Below are 20,590 nucleotides of genomic sequence, written 5' to 3' on the forward strand. Positions count from 1 at the left end.
TGGCCCTGGCACACCGGCGAGGCTTTCGGCGCGACGGGCCGCTTCGTCTGGTTCTGTGTCGGCCTGATGCCGCTCGTGCTTTATGTAACCGGCCTATTGCACTGGCTGCACCGGCGCGGTTCGATCGCGGATAGGGAGATCGATCTTTCGACACTTCGGCCTAAGCTGGAACTCGCCTGGAGCGCTTTTTTGCGCCAGTCGGCGGACCTTCTCCGCTTTGTCCGCATCTTGGCAGGGTGGGCTCTGGTGCGATTGATGCGCCTCGCCCAATGGGGCAAGCGGCGCTATCTGGATTGAGGTTCGACGAGGACTCCCTTGGCACGTCGCTTTGATGGGTTACGGCGCACTCGCAGCGCATTAGAGCGTTTTTCATGTCGGTGTACGGATTCGTGTCGGGAAGGAAGAGTGTAGGTCGGCAATCCCTTGCCGACAAAGCCCTTTGCTGAGCCGGTACGTCGGCAAAGGATTGCCGACCTACATATCGGGATCCCTTACACCGAATCGAAAAATGCTCTAATCGACGGCCAACTTATATCGACGTGCGCCTAACCCATCCTACGAAATCCCGGTTGCCATGACGCATCAAAAGATTCGTAGATGATGGGTAGAGCATTTGTAGGTCGGCAATCCTTTGCCGACGACCCCATTGGCCCAACCGCACTCGCGAGTACCCGCACAGCAGGTATGAAAATGTTCTAGCGGCCGGCCCCATCGAGCGCAATCACCTTGAGCCCGTCCTTTTCCGTAGCCCAGGACACATAAACCCGGTCGCCGTTGGCGTGCAGGAAAGGGTTGTCAGCCCCGCTTTCGGTTTCGGCCAGAACGCGCGGTTCGGTCCAATTCGCTCCGCCGTCGGTCGAGCGCATGGTCTTGAGCTGATTGTTCTTGCCGTCGAACTCCAGCCAAACCAAATCCACCCGCCGCCCCACGCTCAAGACGTGCGGATGGGCCGGCATGGCCGCCGGATTCCCGAACTTGATCGGTTGGGTAAAGTGCGAGCCGACATCGTCGGAATAGGCATAAAACAAACCCGTCGCGTCGGGCGCGGCGCTATACCAGGTCAAGTGATAGCGTCCATCCCTGGCGATCGACAGCCCCGGCCCGTGGTGGGGACAACCTTCTATGTGCCAGTTTTCATGCGTCACCCGAACCGGCCGGCCCGGCTTGTCCCAATCGGCGAATTTGAGCAGCGCATGGTCGCGGATATTCTCGGGATAGACGTTGCGCCAGACGATGAGCGGCAAGCCGTCGATGTCGATGGCGGCCTGCAGCCGGCAGCACTGACAGGTGTAATCGGCCGCCTTGACATTCGGCTTGAAGCTCTTGCCGCCGTCGTCGGACCAGGTGTAATAGAGAGAAGAACCGTTATACGGCTGGTTCTTGGCCTTCGCGGCTTCGACATCCCTCGCGTCCAGCCAGGCAATGAAGATCTTGCCGTCGCGGCTGATCGCCAGACTGTCGAAAGAATGGCCGATGATGTCCAGGTTGTCGTTAACCGTGACCGGCTTGGAGAACGTCTTGCCGCCATCCACGGAGCGGGCGAAGCGGATATAGCTGCTGAAACGTTTTTCCAAACCTTGCGTCCAGGTGAGATAAATCTCGCCTTTTGGGCCGATCGCGATCTTGGGTCGGCTCTCGCCGTGAGCCAAAACGTTTTCCGGCTCGCGATTGACGGCCACCGGCTTGCTCAAGGTCTTGCCGCCGTCCTTCGAGGACTGGACGTAAATTCGCCCTTGCTGGACCCATGAAAGCCATAACCGACCGTCGGCATCGTATACCACGCTGGGCGTCCGCGCGCATTTTGGTGTCGGAGCGGCCGCCGAATCCTTGCAATAAGCGGGTTGAGAGGAGGACGGGGCGCTCCCGTGCCCGGCCCAGACGAATTGGCTGACCAGGGCCAACGCCGGCAAGCCGACCAATCTGCAAAAAACATTCATCAATCTTCACCTTTTCCGGGTTAACACAACCTCAAACGGAAAATAACCGAGAAATCCCTGTCGGGCTAGGCGCCCTGGAGGGACCTCGGGTGGAAAAACGGCGGGCGAGAAGCAGGGCCTCCTCCGCCGCTGGTTGCCAAGCAATCAGTAATCTATCGAGATGCCCCCGAAGATCGTGCGGTCGAAACCGGGATTCAGGATAGCGGTCCCGCTCCGAGTTGCCCTATCAGCCACGCTCGTGCTGGCGACCCATTTTTCGTCCGTGAGGTTACGTCCTTCGACAAACACGTGATAGCCGAGTTTATTGAACGTATTCTTATAGCCGGCACGGGCGCCAAACAAGGTATAAGCAGGCGCCTTGAGGGTGTTGGCGTAGTCCACGTAATAATTGCTGGTCATGCGGATATTCGGGCCGATGTAGAAACCGGAGGGATGTTCGTACACGGCTTCCGCGCCGCCGAAATGATTGGGCGCCCCCGGAATGTAATTGTCGCCGTAGGCGGAATCGTTGTCGTACAGGAATCGCTGATAGGTATAGGTCAATCGCACGCGCAGCAGATCATCCCCCATCAAATCCAAAGGAATGAGAGCGCCCGTACCGACTTCGACGCCCGTATGTGTGGTCTTGTCGGCATTATTGGTGCTCGTCTGAGTCTGACCGGGCAGCAGCGTGGAGAGAATCTCGTTGTTGATCCAGGAATGGTAGACGGCGAGGTCCCAATTGAAGACGCCTGCCTCGCCGCGGGTCCCCACTTCGATCGTCGTCCCCTCCTGCGCATCAAGAGCAGATTCGCTGCTTGTTTGATTCAGCCGCGGATCCCGGAACGCCAATTGGGTATTGGTCGGCGGCTCGTAACTGCGGCTGAAATTGGCGAAGAACTGTTGCTTCTCGGTCGCCTGCCAAAGCAGCCCGACCTTGGGACTGAAGGCGGTGTACCAGCGAGACGCATCCGTCTCGAAGGCGTTGCCGATCTGTGACGTGGGCACGAAGAAATCGGTCAGGCTGCGCCGCTTGGCATGAATGAATTGACCGCCCACCACGAGATCCAGGCTGGAGGTCAATGCGAAACGATCTTCCCCGAAGATTTCGATGTTGAAGGCCTCGCTCTTGGCGTTATTCAGCTTGGTGCCGATCTCCGCGCCCGGCAGGGTGTTGTCCACCGTGCCGTAGGACTTGCCCCAGCCGAAGAAGCCGCCCAGCACGAAGCTGTTACGCGAACCGAACAGCGATCCGTCGTGAGTGAAACGCCAACTGAGGCCGGCGTCCTGCTGCCGGTTGCGGTTGAACGAGCCCGCCAAATTGCCGTAGTCGATCAGAAGACCGCCGCACGCGGGATTATTGATCGTCACGATGCCCTCCGAATCCGGCGTTCCCCGGCAAGGCGAGTTTCGGTTGAAAGAATTAAAAGGCGATAAGGGGTGCCACAGCCGACGATTTTCGTACCAAGCCCCCACCGTCAGCACGTCATCTGGCGTGAACTTGATGGTATGCCGGACATCGCCGCGCAAGGTCTCGAGGTTACGTTGAACGTCGAGGGTTTCGAATTTATTGAAGAACGATCCCGGCGATAGACCATTCTGGGCTTGGTAAGGGTCATCATAATACTGCTCGAACGAAAGAGACCCCGGCAGCTGCAGCTGGTTCTTGCTGGCGAACAGATGCACGCGGGTTTCCTGATCCTCGTTCCAGCGGTAACCGAAATTGGCGTAGCCTCTGGAAATATCCTCTTCGCTATGGTCCCGGAAACTATTGTTGTAGGTCCCGGTATAAGAAACGAAATAATCCAGATCCTCGTTCAGCACGCCGCCGACCATCAGTTGGGGACGGTAGTAATCGTGCGAACCGGTGACGAAGGTCGTATGAATGCCCGGCGTATTGCGGCCGTTGCGCGAGACGAAGTTCACCGCACCGCCCAAGAAGGCCGAACCGTATTGCAGGGCGTTGGAGCCGCGATAAACCTCGGTGTAAAGCGCGTTCATCGGCTCCAGAAGCTCCGGATTGGTAAAGCCGTCGGTTCCGGTGAGCGGCAGGCCGTCGCGCAGATAGCGCAGCCCCGCCGAACCGAAAGTCAGCGAAGTTCCGGCGCCGCGCACCAGAATGCGGGTTTCGGAATTGCCGTATCGGCTTTGAGAAAAAACACCCGGCGAATAACTCAGGACATCGGCCACGCCACCCGGCGTCGGACGGCTGCGGTACTCTTCGGAATGGATGAAGGTGGTTGCGCCCGGAACCTGGGAAAGCTTGTACTTGGCCGTTTCCGCGCTGGGCGTTGTCAGCGATTCCCCGGTTTCTTCGGGGGCCGTCACTTCGATCGTCTGCAAACGATGTTCTTCGGTATGATCGGCGACAGCGAATCCGGAAAACAATAAATTCAGACTGAAAACCGCCATCCCAACACGAAATGGCGATATCAATACATCCTCCTGCATCTTCATATTTATTTTTTCTTTTATTAAGACCGAGCCTTTTAATAGGAAAATTCGTGCCACTCCTTTTCGTCAGCAACCATCCGGTCCACAGCGGCCATGCACGCTGCCGACAGGCAAGAACTGCGTGATATGCCACACCTCGATGTGTCAAATACCGATATCGCTTTCCGCCAAATCGCTCTTCCCCACCGGAAACGAACATGAGCAATTTTCATTTAGCATTTATTTTCAACGATCTATAAAATACGCCGCCACAACGCGATGCTGTCCAGGAACGGAGTCTCCGTGAAACCCAAGATGGGATATCCGGATTGCGTCATATCACACAATCGGGCATGCGCGATGAGCTCATTTGTACCGACAGCCTAGATTTGGCGAGCAGCGCTCCACTCAACTTGATATGGACCGATATTTGCTAAGAATAGATGGTCATAGCACCGGTATTTAGACGTTTGGGATTAAAATCCGTATGTAAAATGCTTACACAGTAAAAATTCTCGTTATTATTCTCAATTTGAGTTGTACCCTCCAATTTCTACCGAACCATCACTCGCACATCTGTATATGACTTCGATGTCCGCCGACACCAAGCAAGGATGTCGCTCGTGGCTGGAGACCGCTTTCTCGATCGCTGCCGCAGCGGCACTGCATGCCGCGGTTTGGGCCGCCTGGCTCGCCGCCCCGGTAGACCGGGAACCGGCGGAAACTCCACCGCAACTGCTGGAAGTCTCGCTTGTCGCGGCACAGCCCGAAGCCAGTCCCGAGCCGCCCCAACCGCAGGTACAACAGCCGCCGCCCAAACCCGAGCCCAAACCGGAAAAACCCGCACCGAAAAAACCGGACAAACCTAAACCCAAGCCCAAGCCTAAACCGGTGGCTCGGCCGACACCGGCACCCGAGCCCTCTGAAACTCCGACGCCCAGCGCGCCGGCCACTGTCCCGACCGCGTCGACCCAGGGCAAGCCGGCCGCACCAGCCCCTGCGCCATTCGTCGAAGCCTCTTACAAGGCGCCGGGCCTGAACAATCCGCCGACGCGTTACCCACGTGTCGCGTTGGAAAGACGCTGGGAAGGCAAGGTCACCTTGCGCGTTCAAGTCATGCCGAACGGCTCGGCGGGCGAGATCAAAATCGAAGGCAGCAGCGGCCACGAGATTCTGGACGACGCGACCGTGGATCAGGTCAAGAACTGGCGCTTTATCCCCGCGCGCAGGGGCGACCGGGCCGTGGTCAGTTGGGTTATCGTCCCGATTGAATACAAACTAAAACGATGAAAAAGGCTATCGCATGATTCAGATCTCTTCTACCGATATCGTTCAGATCACCTTAGGGGTGCTGATCGGATTTTCCGTCATTACTTGGAGCATCATCTTTTTCAAGAGCTGGACGCTCTGGAATATCGGCCAGCGAAATCGCGGCTACAGCAAAGACTTCTGGGCGGCGCCGGATCTCGCCACTGCCTCGGGTCTGGAACATTCGGCGAGTGCCTTGGGCCGCATCGCAGGAGCAGGATTCGGCGTTCTCAAGGACATGCGCAGCAAAACCTCGCGCATGCTCGAGTGGAGCGGCGACATCGAGTCGATTCTGGAACGGTCCCTGCGCCAACAGATCAGCCGAGAACGCAAGGATCTGGAACAAGGGCTGTCCATGTTGGCCAGCATCGGCAGCACGTCGCCCTTCGTCGGGCTGTTCGGCACGGTATGGGGCATCATGCACGCTTTGCAGGACATCGGCGAGGCCAAATCGGCCAGCCTGGATGTGGTCGCCGGCCCGATCGGCGAAGCACTGGTCGCCACGGCAATCGGCATCGCAGCGGCCATTCCGGCGGTATTGGCTTACAATTTCTTTTTGAGACGCATCAAGCTATGCGAAGCGGACCTCGAATATTTTGCCACCGACTTCCTTAATCTCGCCGTGAAGACAGGCCTTAAAGCCGACGGGAGCGAGTAACCATGGGATTCAAAACCGATTCGTCTTCCGATCGGGAGGCCATGAGCGAAATCAACGTGACGCCGCTGGTCGACGTCATGCTGGTATTGCTGGTCGTGTTCATCGTCACCGCACCGCTGCTGACCCAGGCGGTGAAAGTCGATTTGCCGAAGACCGAAAAAACCGACCCCGCCCCCGACAAGCACCTCGCCACCATCGCCATCGACGCCCAGGGTCAGATCACCTTGAACGATCAGCCGCAACCGCTGGAAGCCATGGAGCAGCTTCTGCGCGATCTGCAACAGGCCGATCCGGAACTGATCGTGCAGTTCCAGGCCGACACCGCCGTTCCCTACGGTCGGGTCGCGGAAGCCATGGCCGTCGCTCACAAGGCAGGCATTACCAAGCTCGCGTTTGTCACCCGGGAGTGACCGCTTTTGCGGCACCAAATGCCTCCATTCCCATCGCGAATATCCAGGCTCTTGGAAAACCCGAAATCGGTATGCAATATTCATGGCATAATTGCTTCATTTTGAGCAGTTCACACGCATGACGTCGAGCTTACAGCGCACCACACTCGCCACGACCTACGATGAAGACAGCCTGTGCCGGGCCGGACTCAAGGTCGTACGGACCGAGGCCGAGGCGGTAGCCGCCTTGATGGGGCGCATCGACGGTCATTTCGCGGCGGCCTGCAAACTCATACTGGCCTGCAAGGGCCGGATCGCGGTGACCGGAATGGGAAAATCCGGCCACATCGGCGGCAAGATCGCCGCCACTTTGGCGAGTACCGGTACGCCTGCCTTCTTCGTGCACCCCGGAGAAGCCAGCCATGGCGATTTCGGCATGATCACGGCGCACGATGTCGTTCTGGCCTTGTCGAATTCGGGGGAAACCCCCGAGATTTTGGCCATCTTGCACCTGATCAAACGACTCGACGTTCCTTTGATCGGCATGACGGGCAACCCCAAATCCACGCTGGCCAGGCAATCGCTGGTGCATATCGACACATCCGTAAAGGAAGAAGCCTGCCCGCTCGGTCTGGCCCCCACATCGAGCACGACCGCGACGCTGGCGATGGGAGATGCTTTGGCCGTCGCATTGTTGGAAGCGCGAGGATTCACCCGGGAGGATTTTGCATTCGCGCATCCGGGAGGGAGTCTCGGACGGCGACTGTTAACCCGGGTGCAGGACGTCATGCACACCGGCCCGGAAATTCCGGCGGTGCCGGAAACGGCCCTGGTACGCGACGCGGTTCTGGAAATGACGGCGAAAAAGCTCGGAATGACCGCTATCGTCGATAGCGACTATCGAGTGCTCGGAATTTTTACCGACGGCGACCTCCGGCGATTGTTCGAAAAGGCCGGCGATATTCACACCACGCCGATCAATGAAGCCATGACACAATATTGCACCAAAGTTTCGGCCGAACTGTTAGCCGCGGAATCGGTACGCATCATGGAGGAAAAGCGGATCAGCGCTCTCTTGGTCGTCGACGAGGAGAACAGGCTGATCGGCGCACTCAATATGCACGATTTGCTGAGAGCCGGGGTGGTTTGATGCCCGAGCATGCGCCTCAAGACGTGCTGGCTCGCGCGGCCGGCATCCGCCTGGTCATTTTCGATGTGGACGGCGTTCTGACCGACGGCCGGCTTTTTTTCGACCAGCAAGGCCAGGAATACAAAAGCTTTCATGCCCGCGACGGTCATGGCATCAAGTTGCTTCAGGGGACGGGCGTAGCGACGGCAGTGATTTCCGGTCGGCGTTCGCAGTCGGTGGCGCTGCGCATGGAGAGCCTCGGCATTCGTCATGTCTATCAGGGGTACCAAGACAAACTGGACGCGTTCGAGCATCTTCGCAATGAGCTGGCGCTGGCTCCCGATGAAATCGCCCATGTCGGCGACGATCTCCTGGATCTGCCGATCATGCGCCGAGTCGGACTGGCGGTGGCGGTAGCGGACGCCCACTTCAGCATTCGACAGCATGCCCACTGGGTTACGCCCAGTCCCGGCGGAGCGGGCGCCGCACGGGAAGTCTGCGATCTCGTTATGAAAGCCCAAGGCACCTTGCAAGGCGTTATCGAGAGTCATTTCTGATGAGCATTTTTGCTCTGAGATCGCTGGTAACCTATCTGGGATTGGCCACCCTGGCATTGTTTACCTGGTGGCTTGCCGGCGTTTTTATGCCGGCCGAAGAATCTGCCGGACCGAGAACCCACGGAACGATCGATTATTATTCAAAAAACCTGAGTCGTACGCTGATGGACGAAAACGGCAAACCGAAGCAACTGCTGTTTGCCGTAAACCTTACCCATTATGTGGATCAAGACCGTACCGAATTGGTACAGCCGGTTCTGACGCTCTACGGAAAAGACGGACCGCCGTGGGTCATTCATTCCGATAACGCCCTCATGCCGGGCGAAAGCGATACCATATTTTTGAACGGAAACGTCCTTATTCTGCGCGAGCGGGACGAAAACGGCCGTACGCTGAAAATCGTCACCCAGAACGCCAGAGTCCAACCGGACAACAACTACGCCGAAACCGACGAGTTCATACAGGTACTGAGTCCGCCGGACGAACTGACCGGCAATGGCGCACGAGTTCACTTCGGCGATGATTTAAAAGTCACGATTCTTTCCAATGTACGAAGAAAGCATGAATTCCCCTAAGAGCCGCGGCTGCAACTCGGTAGATCCGAGCGACAGCCCCGGATGCGAGACCTACCGTTTTTATCCAATCGCAAACGGCGTCTTCGGGAAGGGGCTGGCCGGCGCTCCCGGCCAGGCCGTTTGCGATTGGAGCACCGGAATGACCCTTCCAATACGTATTCAGCAAGCGTTCCCTGAAAGGATCGTCGGTTTTATTTCAACCCTGCTGATCGCCTTATGGTTTTTATTCGCCGCTGAGAACACGTTCGCATTGGACAGCGACTCGAAGCAGCCGATTTATATCGAAGCCAACACGGCGACTTACGATGAAAAGACCGGCCAAACCGTATACACCGGTGATGTGAAAGCCACTCAAGGCAGCCTCGATGTTCAAGGCGACCAAATGACCGTTTATCAGAAAGGCGGCCAGACCGAGAAAATTATCGTTACCGGAAATCCCACCCGGCTGAAACAAACCCCGGAAGGCGGCAAGGAAGACATTCACGGGACCTCGCAACGTGCCGATTATTTTCCGGATACCGGAATACTGATCCTCTACGACAAGGCATTGGTCTGGCAGGGACAGAATTCGACCGCCAGCGACATCATCGAGTACGACACCAAAAACGGTTTATTCAAGGCCGGCAGCCCCACCACCGGCAGCAAACGCGTACATGTAAAAATGCAGCCGAAAGAGAAATCCGAATAAGCGATGGCGATTCTAGTTGCTACCGATCTACTCAAACGCTACAACAAGCGCAATGTCGTCAACGGTGTCTCGCTGCAAATCCACAGCGGAGAAGTCGTAGGCTTGCTGGGGCCCAACGGGGCCGGAAAAACCACCAGTTTTTACATGATCGTGGGGGTAATACGTCCGGATAGCGGTACAATCTACCTCGACGAACACAACATCACGAATCTCCCCATGCATGCCAGGGCGCAACTCGGCGTAGGCTATCTGCCGCAGGAGCCTTCGATCTTCCGGAAGTTGACCGTAGCCGACAATTTGCGGGCGGTATTGGAATTGCGCAAAGGATTGACCAACGGACAGCGAGAACTGGTGATCGAGGAGCTTCTCGAGGAATTCAGTATCGGCCATCTGCGCAACCAGCCCGCCCTGGGACTCTCGGGCGGAGAGCGCCGAAGAGTGGAAATCGCGCGGGCCCTGGCCTGCGAGCCGCAGTTCATGCTGTTGGACGAACCGTTCGCGGGGGTCGATCCGATCTCGATCATCGACATCCAAAAGATCATCGAGCACCTGAGAGACCGCGGCATCGGTATTCTCATTACCGAACATAACGTGCGCGAGACGCTCGGAATATGCAACCGCGCCTATATCCTCAGCGGAGGCGTCGTGATCGCAGAAGGCACGGCGCAAGACATAGTACAAAACAAGGAAGTACGCCAAGTTTATCTGGGCGAACATTTTTCCCTTTAGACAGTCCCTTTCATGGTTAGTACCTGTGCACTAGAATGGTTCTGATTTTTCACTCTCACACTGCCAACGCGCATTTCTGGACGTAAAGCTTCATGAAGCAAACTCTGCAACTCCGGTTGGGTCAGCAGCTGACCATGACCCCCCAATTGCAACAGGCTATCAAGCTGCTGCAGTTGTCAAGCCTGGATTTACAGCAGGAAATACAACAGGCGCTGGACTCGAACATGATGCTCGAAGTGGCGGAAGACGAAGGCAGCCACGGGGAGTTTCATGACTCGGTAGAAACCCCTGCCCCGTCCAGCGAGCCGGAATTCAAGGAGTTGTCGAATCTCGACGCCCAAACCGATATCCCCCAGGAATTACCGGTCGATACCTCATGGGACGAGGTGTACGACAGTTTTCAGAGCTACTCCGTCGCGGCCTCAGATTCGGACAGCGACGATTTCATTTTTCAGCGGGCGCCGGCCCAGTCCTTGCAGGATTACCTGCACTGGCAGATGGAGCTGACGACGTTCAGCGAACAGGACTACGCCATCGCCACGGCGATTATCGACGCTATCGATGACGACGGCTATCTGACGGTCAGCGTGGAAGACATCCATCAGGGCCTCGTCAATCAAATCAACGGCTTGGAGATCGAGGAAGTGACGGCCGTTCTGCATCGGGTTCAGAATTTCGATCCGCCCGGAGTGGCCGCGCCGGACCTCGCGAATTGCCTGGCGATCCAATTGAATCAGCTGCCCGATGACACTCCGTGGAAAAAGGAGGCGTTCACGCTGGTGACCCGGCATCTGGAGCTCCTGGCCAAGAAAGATCTGGCCAAGCTCAGACGCACGCTGGAGCTGTCCGAAGAGGATCTGAACCACGTGGTGGCTTTGATCCGTACTTTGGAACCCAAACCCGGCCGCAAGATCTCTGCCTCGGAATCTCAGTACGTGATTCCCGATGTGTTCGTGGTCAAGCAGGGAAACGATTGGATCGTCGCTCTCAACCCCGAAATTTCGCCCAAGCTGCGCGTCAATCCGTTTTATTCGGGCATGATCAAGCGCGCCGACAACAGCGCGGACAACGTCACCATGAAGAACCATCTGCAGGAAGCGCGCTGGTTCATCAAAAGTCTGCAAAGCCGGAACGACACCCTGCTGAAAGTGGCTCGCTGCATCGTCGAACGCCAGAAAGACTTTTTGGAATACGGCGAGACGGCCATGAAACCGCTCGTTTTGCGAGACATCGCCGAAGAAGTGGGAATGCACGAATCCACCATTTCCAGGGTTACAACGCAGAAATATATCCACACGCCGAATGGCGTCTTCGAATTCAAGTACTTCTTCTCCAGTCATGTCTCGACGAATGCCGGCGGAGAATGTTCGGCAACCGCCATCAAAGCATATTTGAAAGAAATCATCGAAGGCGAAGATCCGCTGAAGCCTCTGAGCGACCACACGATCGCAGCCATGCTGAAGGGACGGGGCATCAACGTGGCGCGCCGCACCATCGCCAAATATAGGGAAGCCATGGCTATTCCGCCGTCCAACGAAAGAAAACGTGTTTTTTGATAACAATCATCCAAAACTAGGGAGATCATCATGCAAATCAGCATCACCGGCCATCACATCGACGTAACCGAAGCCCTGAGAAATTACGTCATGGAAAAAATGCAGCGGATCGAACGTCATTTCGACAAGATCGTAAATGTGCACGTGGTGCTCGAAGTGCAAAAACTGGCTCAAAAAGCGGAAGCGACGGTGCAAGTCAACGGCGCCAGCTTGTTCGCTCAGGAGGAAAGCGAGGATCTGTATGCCGCCATTGACGGCATGGTCGACAAGCTCGATCGACAAGTCGTCAAACATAAAGAAAAAGTTCAAGAGCACTGATCACTCGCCCCACAGCACATTCGTTTTTTCGGCTGATATAGGCGTGAGCAAAACGTCGCCATGAAACTCGTCATCGTCAGCGGTTTATCCGGGTCGGGCAAGAGTATCGCGCTGGAAACTCTAGAGGATTCCGGTTACTACTGCATCGATAACCTGCCGGTCTCGCTGTTCGAATCTTTTATACGGCAAGCCGTGATCAGCAACCCGGGAGCGTTCCGGAAAACCGCGATCAGCATCGATGCCCGAAATCAGAGCGCGAGTCTGGACCAGTTTCCCCTGACTTTGGAACTGGCCGACAGGTTCGGGATAGAGTGTCAGATTCTCTTTCTACAGGCGGAGACCGACACTCTACTCAAGCGTTTCAGCGAGACCCGCCGCAAGCATCCGTTAACCGATTCGGCTCGTCCGCTCAGCGAAGCGATCGAACTGGAGCGTAAGCTGCTGGAACCGGTCGCGAGTCGCGCCCATCTCCTTGTAGACACCACTTACACCAACATACATCAGTTGCGTGAACTGATAAGAGGCCGTCTCGGAGCGAAGCAGGAGCATTCGATGTCCTTGTATTTCCTGTCTTTCGGCTACAAGAACGGCATTCCGCTCGACGCGGACTTCGTGTTCGATGCGCGCTGTCTACCCAACCCGCATTGGGAACCCAGCCTGCGCAGCAAGACCGGTAAAGACGCGGAAGTGATCGAGTTTCTCGCAAACATTACCGAGGTTCAAAGCTACCTGGACGACGTCGTCGCCCTATTGCAACGCTGGATACCCCGGTTCGCGGACGAAGACCGCAGCTATCTGACCGCCGCCATCGGATGCACCGGCGGACAGCATCGTTCGGTCTATCTGGTGGAAGCGCTGGCAGAGCGCTTCCGTTCGGATACGTACGATATTCTTGTTCGGCATAGGGACTTGAATTAGCCCCGACGCCGGACCGCACGGACATCGGGTCTGGCGTTTTTCCGGGCCACAGCCGGTTTCGTTATAATTCCCACGGTCGAACGGTGCGGAATCATGCTTTCAATTTCAAAAACACTACCGCTTATTTTTCTCAGCTTCCTTCTGGCGGCCTTCACGCCGGCCTACGGAGCCAAGAAAACGGCGCCGGCGCCGAAATCCCAACCCAAGGCAAGCGCCGAAGCGAAGCTCGATCAACTGCCCATCGCTTATCTCGCGCAGGACCCTCAAAGCCCGCCGGTCCTGCCTTTTTTCGAGCAGGCGGTCACCGACCGAGGGGTACAGGGCGCACGTCTCGGCATTCAGGACAACAATACCACCGGCCGCTTCACCCGCCAGAATTTCAGCTTGCGTGAAAGCATCGTGCCGCCGGACGGCGATGTTGCCGCGGCATTCAAAGCCCTGCTGGCAGACGGCCATAGACACATCCTCCTCAACCTGGAGTCCACAAAGATCCGCGAACTGGCGGCTTTGCCCGAATCGAAAAATGTTTTGCTATACGATATCGCCACCCGGGACGATGAATTCCGCGGCGAAGCCTGCCGCCCCAACGTACTCCACCTTTTGCCCAGCCGAGCGATGCGCGCCGATGCCTTGGGGCAATACCTGGCGAAGAAGCGCTGGAACAAGTGGTTCCTGGCTGCCGGACCCAACGACGGCGACAAGCTTTACGCCGAAGCGGTTAAACGCGCTGCCAAGCGTTTCGGAGCGAAAATCGTTGCGGAAAGGACCTGGCAACACAGCTTCGACGAACGCCGCACGCCGGAATCCGAGGTACCGGTTTTCACCCAGGGCGTCGAATATGACATTCTCATCGTCGCCGACGAATCGGGTTTATTCGGCGATTTTCTTCCTTATCGCACCTGGCAGCCGCGCCCCGTCGCCGGCACTCAAGGGCTGGTGGCGACCGCTTGGCACCGGACGCACGAGGCATGGGGCGCGCTGCAATTGCAAAATCGTTTCCGCGATCAAGCCGGCCGCTGGATGACCGAGGAAGATTACGGTGCGTGGCTGGCGGTTCGGGCCATCGGCGAGTCGGCCACGCGTACCAAATCGGTCGATTTCGACAAGGTGAAAACCTTTATGCTCGGAGAAGAATTCGCCCTGGCCGGATTCAAGGGCGTGCCCTTGTCGTTCCGACGCTGGAACGGCCAATTGCGGCAACCGGTGCTGATCGCTTCCGAACGGTCGATGGTAGCCGTCGCTCCGGTGGAAGGCTTTCTCCATCCCAAGAACGAATTGGATACCCTGGGTTACGATGAACCCGAGTCGAAGTGCCGCTTCTAAGCCGCGCAATAAATCCCAGTCTTACCAGAGGAAACAATCGATGAAAAAACTGATGATGTCGGCCCTTTTGCTGGGAGGAATGGCCTCTAGCTCCGCTTTCGGCGAAACGGTCTTCGTCACCTTGGAAAAAGACAATGCTCTGGCCGTGGTCGATGCCGCGCAAGGAAAACTCATAAAAACCGTCAAGATCGGGAAACGCCCTCGGGGCATCGTGCTGAGCAAGGATCAACGCCGGCTCTACGTCGCGGCCAGCGACGATAACACCATTCAGGTCATCGATACGGAAAGCTTGAAAGTGGTCGGCAAACTGCCTTCGGGGGAAGATCCGGAAACCTTCGCGAGGGACCCCGAAGGCCGGTTCCTGTACGTCTCCAACGAAGACGACAATCAGGTGACCGTGATCGAGATCGCCTCCAAGAAGGCCGTCAAAACCGTTCCGGTCGGGGTTGAACCGGAAGGCATCGCGGTCAGCCCGGACGGGAAATGGGTGGTCAGCACCAGCGAAACGACCAATATGGCTCACTGGATCGACCGCAGTAGTCTCGACATCGTGGACAACACGCTGGTCGATCCGCGTCCACGCGCCTGCGCATTCACCGACGACAGCCGGCAGCTCTGGGTCACTTCGGAAATTGCCGGCACCTTGACCGTATTCGATGTCGACACCAAACAGCCGGTCAAAAAGATCGGCTTCAAGATTCCCGGCGTCACTCAGGAGAAAATCCAGCCGGTCGGCATTCGTATCGATAAGGATCGACGTTACGGGTACGTGGCCTTGGGGCCGGCGAACCGGGTCGCCGTCATCGACGCGCAAAAGCTGGAAGTCGTCGACTATCTCCTGGTCGGTCAGCGGGTTTGGAACCTCGAATTTTCGCCGGATCAATCCCGGCTCTATACCACCAACGGCGTGAGCAACGACATTTCGATCATTGATCTCAAACAGCACAAGGTTCTGAAGTCCGTCGCCGTGGGCCATTACCCATGGGGGCTCGTCGTTAAACCTTGAACCATGACTCTTAATTCCACACCTGCCCTGACCGTGGCGGGACTTTCCTATGCCTACGGCAAAAAGAAGGCGCTTGACCGCGTGAGCTTTGCCGTTGCGCCCGGTGAATGCACCATTTTGCTGGGCCCCAACGGCGCCGGCAAGACCACGCTGTTTTCCCTGATCACAAGGCTGTACGACAGTCGCGAAGGACGAATCCTTATTGCGGGACACGATGTCAGGAAAGAATTCAGCCGAGCCCTGGCGCAACTGGGCGTCGTTTTTCAGCAAACGACCCTGGATCTCGATCTGACCGTGCTGCAAAACCTTCACTATCACGCTTCGCTGCACGGTCTGAGCCGCCGCCGCGCCGACGCGCGCATCCGGGAAGAACTGGAGCGTCAAGGTATGTTCGAGCGGCGGAAAGAGAAGGTTAGGCAGCTCAACGGCGGCCACCGGCGCAGGGTCGAAATCGCGCGGGCCTTGTTGCATGAGCCCCGGCTACTGCTCTTGGACGAACCCACGGTCGGCCTGGACGTTCCGAGCCGTAAGGCCATCGTCGACTACGTGCATCGGCTGTGTTCCGATAGCGGCATCGCCGTGCTCTGGGCCACTCATCTGATCGACGAGATCTACGAAAACGATCGTCTGGTCGTATTGCACAAGGGAGCCGTTCGGGCCGACGGTTCTATCCCGGAGGTATTGAAAACCGCCAGCGCCGAAACCGTGGGCGACGCGTTCCACAGGCTGACGCGGGAGGCCGCATGAGGCTCATGCACTACCTCCGCGCCTTGCGCGGCATCATGGCGCGGGAACTGCTGCGCTTCGTGCACCAGCGCGAACGCTTCGTCTCGGCCCTGGTTCGTCCCCTGGTCTGGCTGTTCATCTTCGCTGCCGGTTTCCGCTCGACTTTGGGCGTCGCGATCATTCCGCCCTATGAAACGTATATTCTGTACGAGGTCTACATCACGCCGGGACTGCTCGGGATGATTCTGCTGTTCAACGGCATGCAGAGTTCTCTCTCCATGGTTTACGACCGCGAGATGGGCAGCATGAAAACCCTCTTGGTGTGTCCCTTGCCCCGCTGGTATTTGCTGGTGGACAAGCTCCTGGCCGGCGTTCTGGTCGCGGTATTGCAGGCGTACACCTTTCTCCTCATCGCCTGGTTTTACGACATCCAAGCTCCCTTGGAAGGCTATCTGAGCGTGTTGCCGGCGCTGGTCCTCTCCGGTTTGATGCTGGGCGCGCTCGGCCTGCTGCTGTCTTCCTTCGTCAAGCAACTTGAGAATTTCGCCGGCGTCATGAACTTCGTGATTTTTCCGATGTTCTTCCTGTCCACCGCGCTCTATCCGCTGTGGAAAATCCAGGAATCCAGCGAACTCCTCTACACTCTCGCCTCGTACAACCCATTCTCCCAAGCCGTGGAACTCATCCGTTTCGCGCTCTACGGTCAGTTCAATCTTTACGCTTGTATCTACACATCCGTGGCGCTGATTGTTTTTCTGATCATCGCCATCATCGGATACAATCCCTCACGAGGAATGATGCAACGTAAGGGTGGACCAGCCGCATGACACAATCGAAAACAATATTGGTAACCGGAGGTGCCGGATTCATCGGGGGAAATTTCGTGCTTCGCCAAATGCGCCGGGCGAATCTTCAAGTCGTCAACCTGGATGCCCTGACCTATGCGGGCAATCTGGATACGCTGGAAAGCATCAAGGACAACCCCGCCCACGTCTTTGTCTTGGGCTCCATCGGCGACCGCAGCCTGGTGGATTATCTACTGGAACGCTATCAGCCGGACGCCATCGTCAATTTCGCCGCGGAAAGCCACGTGGACCGCTCGATCGACTCGCCGGAACCTTTTATTCAGACCAATATTCTCGGCACATTCCAATTGCTGGAAGCGGCGCGCCGTTATTGGCGGTCGCTTTCTCCCAAGGCGCACAAAGCGTTTCGCTTCCTCCACGTCTCCACCGACGAGGTCTACGGAACGCTGGGATCCGAGGGGTTCTTCACCGAGGAAAACCCTTACCGACCAAACTCGCCCTACTCGGCTTCGAAGGCCTCGTCGGACCATCTGGTCAGAGCCTACTTCCACACTTATGGAATGCCGACTCTAACCACCAACTGCTCCAACAACTACGGACCATACCAATTCCCGGAAAAGCTGATTCCGCTGATGATCCACAATGCCATGAACGGCAAGCCGCTGCCGGTCTACGGGACCGGTGCCAACGTGCGCGACTGGCTTTACGTCGAGGACCATTGCCGGGCCGTCGAACGAGTCCTTGAGGATGGCAAAGCGGGCGAGGTCTACAATATCGGCGGCAACAACGAAAAAACCAACCTGGAAGTCGTCGAGACCATCTGCAGCTTGCTCGATGAATTGTTGCCTAATTCCAAATACCGTCCGCACCGCGAACTGATCACTTTCGTTACGGACCGCCCCGGCCACGATCTCCGCTACGCGATCGATGCCGGCAAGATACGCCGGGATCTGGGATGGGAACCGGCCGAAACCTTCGAGACCGGACTCCGCAAGACCGTGGAGTGGTATCTGGAAAACCAGAACTGGTGCCAGCGGGTCATGGACGGCAGTTACCGGGGAGAACGCCTGGGAATCGAAAAGTCCTGAGTGCAGCGGTCTGCCGGCGACAACAAACAGCATGCAAGGGGGGAATATCTTTGAAGTCCGATAACTTGAAGGGGATTATTCTGGCTGGGGGCTCGGGCACTCGCCTGCATCCGTTGACCTATGTCGTCAGCAAACAGCTACTGCCGGTTTACGACAAACCGATGATCTATTATCCCCTGTCGGTGCAAATGCTGGCGGGCATACGGGACATACTGATCATCACTACTCCCCAGGACGCGCCTTTATTCCAAAGTCTATTGGGCGACGGCGAGCAATGGGGCATGTCTATCCGTTATGCCGTGCAGCCGAAACCCGAAGGACTCGCCCAAGCCTTCATCATCGGACGGGAGTTTGTCGGCAAGGATCGTTCCTGCCTGATCCTGGGCGACAACATTTTCTACGGCCATGGCCTCCAGACTTATCTGGAAAAAGCGGTTGCCCGCGAAACCGGTGCTACGGTTTTCGGTTATTGGGTCAAGGACCCCGAACGCTACGGCGTCGCAGAGTTCGATGAGAGTGGCCGCGTGGTGAATCTCGTGGAAAAACCCAAGCGCCCCAAATCCAATTACGCCATCACCGGTCTTTACTTTTACGACAACCAGGTGGTCGACATGGCGGCCGACCTGAAACCCTCGGCCCGCGGCGAGCTCGAAATCACCGACATCAACAACCTGTATCTGGAGCAAGGACGGCTTCAGGTCGAAAAACTCGGCCGCGGCGTGGCGTGGCTCGACACCGGAACGCACGACTCGCTGCTGCAAGCTTCCAATTTCATTCAAACCATAGAAGAACGCCAAGGCCTGAAAATCTGCTGCCCGGAGGAAATTGCCTGGAGCCAGGGCTGGATCAGCGGCGGCGATCTGGAAAAGCACGCCATGAAGCTGAACAAGAGCGGCTATGGAGAATACCTGATCAGACTTCTAGAACTGGGCCGCCCCGCATGAATATAGAATCCACTCCATTGCCGGGCGTGTTGCTGATCAAGCCCGACGTCTTCGGCGATGCCCGCGGCTTCTTTCTGGAAACCTGGAATCGGCGGCGCTATCGGGACGCCGGTTTGGACCGGGAGTTCGTTCAAGACAACGTATCGCTGTCGCGCAAAGGCATTCTGCGCGGTCTGCACTTCCAGAATCCCACCCCGCAGGGCAAGCTCGTGCAGGCCTTGCAAGGCGAGGTATTCGACGTGGCGGTCGACATCCGCACCGGCTCGCCGACTTTCGGCCAGTGGTTCGGTGCGCTCCTTTCGGAAGAAAACCACCATCAGCTTTATGTGCCGGAAGGTTTCGCCCATGGGTTCTGCGTGCTGAGCGAGACTGCGCTTTTTTCCTACAAGTGCACCGATTTTTATAATCCGAGCGCGGAATACAGCCTCCGCTGGGACGATCCGGATCTGGGCATCACTTGGCCGATCGACAATCCCGTTTTGTCGGCGAAGGACCAATCCGCCCGGAATTTGAAGGATTTTCCCCGCGAGCTGCTCCCCGTCTGGCAAGCATGAAGATTCTCCTGATCGGACGTGAAGGACAGGTGGCGTGGGAGCTACGCCGGAGTCTCGCCTGCCTGGGAGAAACGATAGCGCTGGATCGCCGGTCGACTCCGGCTTTGGACTTGACCGATCCCGATTCCATCCGCGCGTCGGTGCGGCAAATCCGGCCCGGCTTGATCGTCAATGCGGGTGCCTACACCGCCGTGGACAAAGCGGAACAGGAAAACGATCTCGCCTTCCGGGTCAATGCCTTGGCGCCGGGCATCCTGGCGGAGGAAGCGCTGAACGTCGGCGCCGGCCTGATCCATTATTCCACCGACTATGTTTTCCCGGGCGACGGCGACGACGATGCGCCCTATCGCGAGGACGATCCGGTGGGCCCGCAAAATGCCTACGGCCGAAGCAAACTGGCCGGCGAAGAGGCCATCCGCCAGGTCGGCGTGCCTCACTTCATCCTGCGCACTGCCTGGGTTTACGGACGGCGCGGCCAGAACTTTCTGCTCACGATGCTGAGACTGATGCGGGAACGCGAACTCGTCCGCGTCGTGGACGATCAGTTCGGCGCTCCTACCTGGAGCCGTCTCATCGCCGAGGCCACCGCCTTGATGCTTGCCAAGTCCACCGCGAACGGACGGTTCGAGCCGGGCGATCGGCAAGGAATTTATCATCTGAGCTGCGACGGACAGACGAGTTGGCACGGCTTCGCCTGCAATATACGCGACTACTCCCTCGAAAAGGGATTGTTGCCGGAATCCGCCGCCAGGCTCGAACCAATCCCGAGCTCCGAATACCCCACTCCCGCACGGCGTCCGAAATATTCCGTGCTTTCCAATAAAAGGCTCTTCGAGGAATTCGGTCTGGGCTTACCCGATTGGGACCAGGCTCTCCGTTTTTGCCTGGATGAATTTGCATACCGAACAAAGGATTGAATTACCTATCCTCGGCGTTGGCAAACATGCCTGAACCGTTTCTCACGCCTGA

General features: G+C 57.3%; 22 protein-coding genes. 20 read left to right on the forward strand and 2 right to left on the reverse strand.

The features are described 5' to 3' along the window. The coding region (locus tag ABJK70_RS03030; protein WP_347257391.1) for a PepSY domain-containing protein at positions 1-297 on the forward strand (297 nt) is incomplete at its 5' end. Between the two features lie 398 nt (positions 298-695). On the opposite strand, the gene ABJK70_RS03035 is transcribed toward ABJK70_RS03030, so the two are convergent. Then, on the reverse strand, positions 696-1,937 hold the full coding sequence (locus ABJK70_RS03035) for a sialidase family protein (protein WP_347257392.1): 1,242 nt from the start codon (positions 1,935-1,937) through the stop codon (positions 696-698). A gap of 144 nt (positions 1,938-2,081) precedes the next feature. Further along, positions 2,082-4,373 carry a TonB-dependent receptor gene (locus ABJK70_RS03040; RefSeq protein ID WP_077728087.1) on the reverse strand — a complete coding sequence of 764 codons (2,292 nt, stop codon included), beginning with the start codon at positions 4,371-4,373 and terminating at the stop codon, positions 2,082-2,084. A 558-nt stretch (positions 4,374-4,931) separates the two neighbouring features. Between ABJK70_RS03040 and ABJK70_RS03045 the strand changes: the two genes are divergently transcribed. The 19 genes from ABJK70_RS03045 to rfbD all read left to right on the forward strand — a co-directional run bounded on the left by ABJK70_RS03045 (position 4,932) and on the right by rfbD (position 20,538). After that, entirely contained in the window at positions 4,932-5,639 is a 708-nt protein-coding gene (locus ABJK70_RS03045) for an energy transducer TonB (protein ID WP_077728086.1), read from the forward strand. Between the two features lie 13 nt (positions 5,640-5,652). Continuing rightward, entirely contained in the window at positions 5,653-6,315 is a 663-nt protein-coding gene (locus ABJK70_RS03050) for a MotA/TolQ/ExbB proton channel family protein (RefSeq protein WP_077728085.1), read from the forward strand. 2 nt (positions 6,316-6,317) lie between these two features. Further along, positions 6,318-6,725 carry a biopolymer transporter ExbD gene (locus ABJK70_RS03055; protein WP_077728084.1) on the forward strand — a complete coding sequence of 136 codons (408 nt, stop codon included), beginning with the start codon at positions 6,318-6,320 and terminating at the stop codon, positions 6,723-6,725. 118 nt (positions 6,726-6,843) lie between these two features. Next, positions 6,844-7,854 (forward strand): KpsF/GutQ family sugar-phosphate isomerase, encoded by a 1,011-nt coding sequence (locus tag ABJK70_RS03060; RefSeq protein WP_077728132.1) that lies wholly within the window; start codon positions 6,844-6,846, stop codon positions 7,852-7,854. Then, positions 7,854-8,390: a 3-deoxy-manno-octulosonate-8-phosphatase KdsC gene (gene kdsC / locus ABJK70_RS03065; protein WP_077728083.1), complete on the forward strand. Its 537-nt coding sequence runs from the start codon at positions 7,854-7,856 to the stop codon at positions 8,388-8,390. Before ABJK70_RS03060 ends, kdsC begins: the two co-directional genes overlap by 1 nt. Further along, entirely contained in the window at positions 8,390-8,965 is a 576-nt protein-coding gene (lptC, locus tag ABJK70_RS03070; protein ID WP_077728082.1) for an LPS export ABC transporter periplasmic protein LptC, read from the forward strand. Before kdsC ends, lptC begins: the two co-directional genes overlap by 1 nt. Continuing rightward, the gene (gene lptA / locus ABJK70_RS03075) at positions 8,952-9,653 is read left to right on the forward strand and encodes a lipopolysaccharide transport periplasmic protein LptA (RefSeq protein WP_240502362.1); all 702 of its coding nucleotides are present in this window, start codon (positions 8,952-8,954) and stop codon (positions 9,651-9,653) included. Before lptC ends, lptA begins: the two co-directional genes overlap by 14 nt. Positions 9,654-9,656: 3 nt before the next feature. After that, entirely contained in the window at positions 9,657-10,382 is a 726-nt protein-coding gene (gene lptB / locus ABJK70_RS03080) for an LPS export ABC transporter ATP-binding protein (RefSeq protein ID WP_077728081.1), read from the forward strand. 92 nt (positions 10,383-10,474) lie between these two features. Then, positions 10,475-11,938 (forward strand): RNA polymerase factor sigma-54, encoded by a 1,464-nt coding sequence (locus ABJK70_RS03085; protein WP_077728080.1) that lies wholly within the window; start codon positions 10,475-10,477, stop codon positions 11,936-11,938. A gap of 30 nt (positions 11,939-11,968) precedes the next feature. Further along, entirely contained in the window at positions 11,969-12,256 is a 288-nt protein-coding gene (raiA, locus tag ABJK70_RS03090; protein WP_077728079.1) for a ribosome-associated translation inhibitor RaiA, read from the forward strand. 60 nt (positions 12,257-12,316) lie between these two features. Beyond that, positions 12,317-13,174 (forward strand): RNase adapter RapZ, encoded by an 858-nt coding sequence (gene rapZ / locus ABJK70_RS03095; protein ID WP_077728078.1) that lies wholly within the window; start codon positions 12,317-12,319, stop codon positions 13,172-13,174. A gap of 93 nt (positions 13,175-13,267) precedes the next feature. Beyond that, positions 13,268-14,497, forward strand: coding sequence for an ABC transporter substrate-binding protein (locus tag ABJK70_RS03100; protein WP_156879544.1), 1,230 nt, complete (start codon positions 13,268-13,270; stop codon positions 14,495-14,497). Positions 14,498-14,537: 40 nt separating this feature from the next. After that, positions 14,538-15,503 (forward strand): PQQ-dependent catabolism-associated beta-propeller protein, encoded by a 966-nt coding sequence (locus ABJK70_RS03105; protein WP_347257393.1) that lies wholly within the window; start codon positions 14,538-14,540, stop codon positions 15,501-15,503. Between the two features lie 3 nt (positions 15,504-15,506). Then, complete coding sequence (locus ABJK70_RS03110) at positions 15,507-16,250, forward strand: ABC transporter ATP-binding protein (protein ID WP_086135242.1); 744 nt, start codon at positions 15,507-15,509, stop codon at positions 16,248-16,250. Then, positions 16,247-17,056: an ABC transporter permease gene (locus ABJK70_RS03115; protein WP_086135241.1), complete on the forward strand. Its 810-nt coding sequence runs from the start codon at positions 16,247-16,249 to the stop codon at positions 17,054-17,056. The genes ABJK70_RS03110 and ABJK70_RS03115 overlap by 4 nt, the downstream gene beginning before the upstream one ends. Further along, a complete protein-coding gene (gene rfbB / locus ABJK70_RS03120) occupies positions 17,053-18,123 on the forward strand; it encodes a dTDP-glucose 4,6-dehydratase (protein ID WP_077728073.1) in 1,071 nt (356 codons plus the stop codon). Before ABJK70_RS03115 ends, rfbB begins: the two co-directional genes overlap by 4 nt. Before the next feature lie 50 nt (positions 18,124-18,173). Continuing rightward, a complete protein-coding gene (gene rfbA / locus ABJK70_RS03125) occupies positions 18,174-19,067 on the forward strand; it encodes a glucose-1-phosphate thymidylyltransferase RfbA (RefSeq protein ID WP_240502361.1) in 894 nt (297 codons plus the stop codon). Continuing rightward, positions 19,064-19,621: a dTDP-4-dehydrorhamnose 3,5-epimerase gene (gene rfbC, locus ABJK70_RS03130; RefSeq protein ID WP_077728072.1), complete on the forward strand. Its 558-nt coding sequence runs from the start codon at positions 19,064-19,066 to the stop codon at positions 19,619-19,621. The genes rfbA and rfbC overlap by 4 nt, the downstream gene beginning before the upstream one ends. After that, positions 19,618-20,538, forward strand: a complete 921-nt coding sequence (gene rfbD / locus ABJK70_RS03135) for a dTDP-4-dehydrorhamnose reductase (protein WP_347257394.1) — start codon at positions 19,618-19,620, stop codon at positions 20,536-20,538. The genes rfbC and rfbD overlap by 4 nt, the downstream gene beginning before the upstream one ends. Positions 20,539-20,590: the final 52 nt, after the last annotated feature.

The organism is Methylocaldum sp., from assembly GCF_039794385.1.
Lineage (GTDB): Bacteria > Pseudomonadota > Gammaproteobacteria > Methylococcales > Methylococcaceae > Methylocaldum.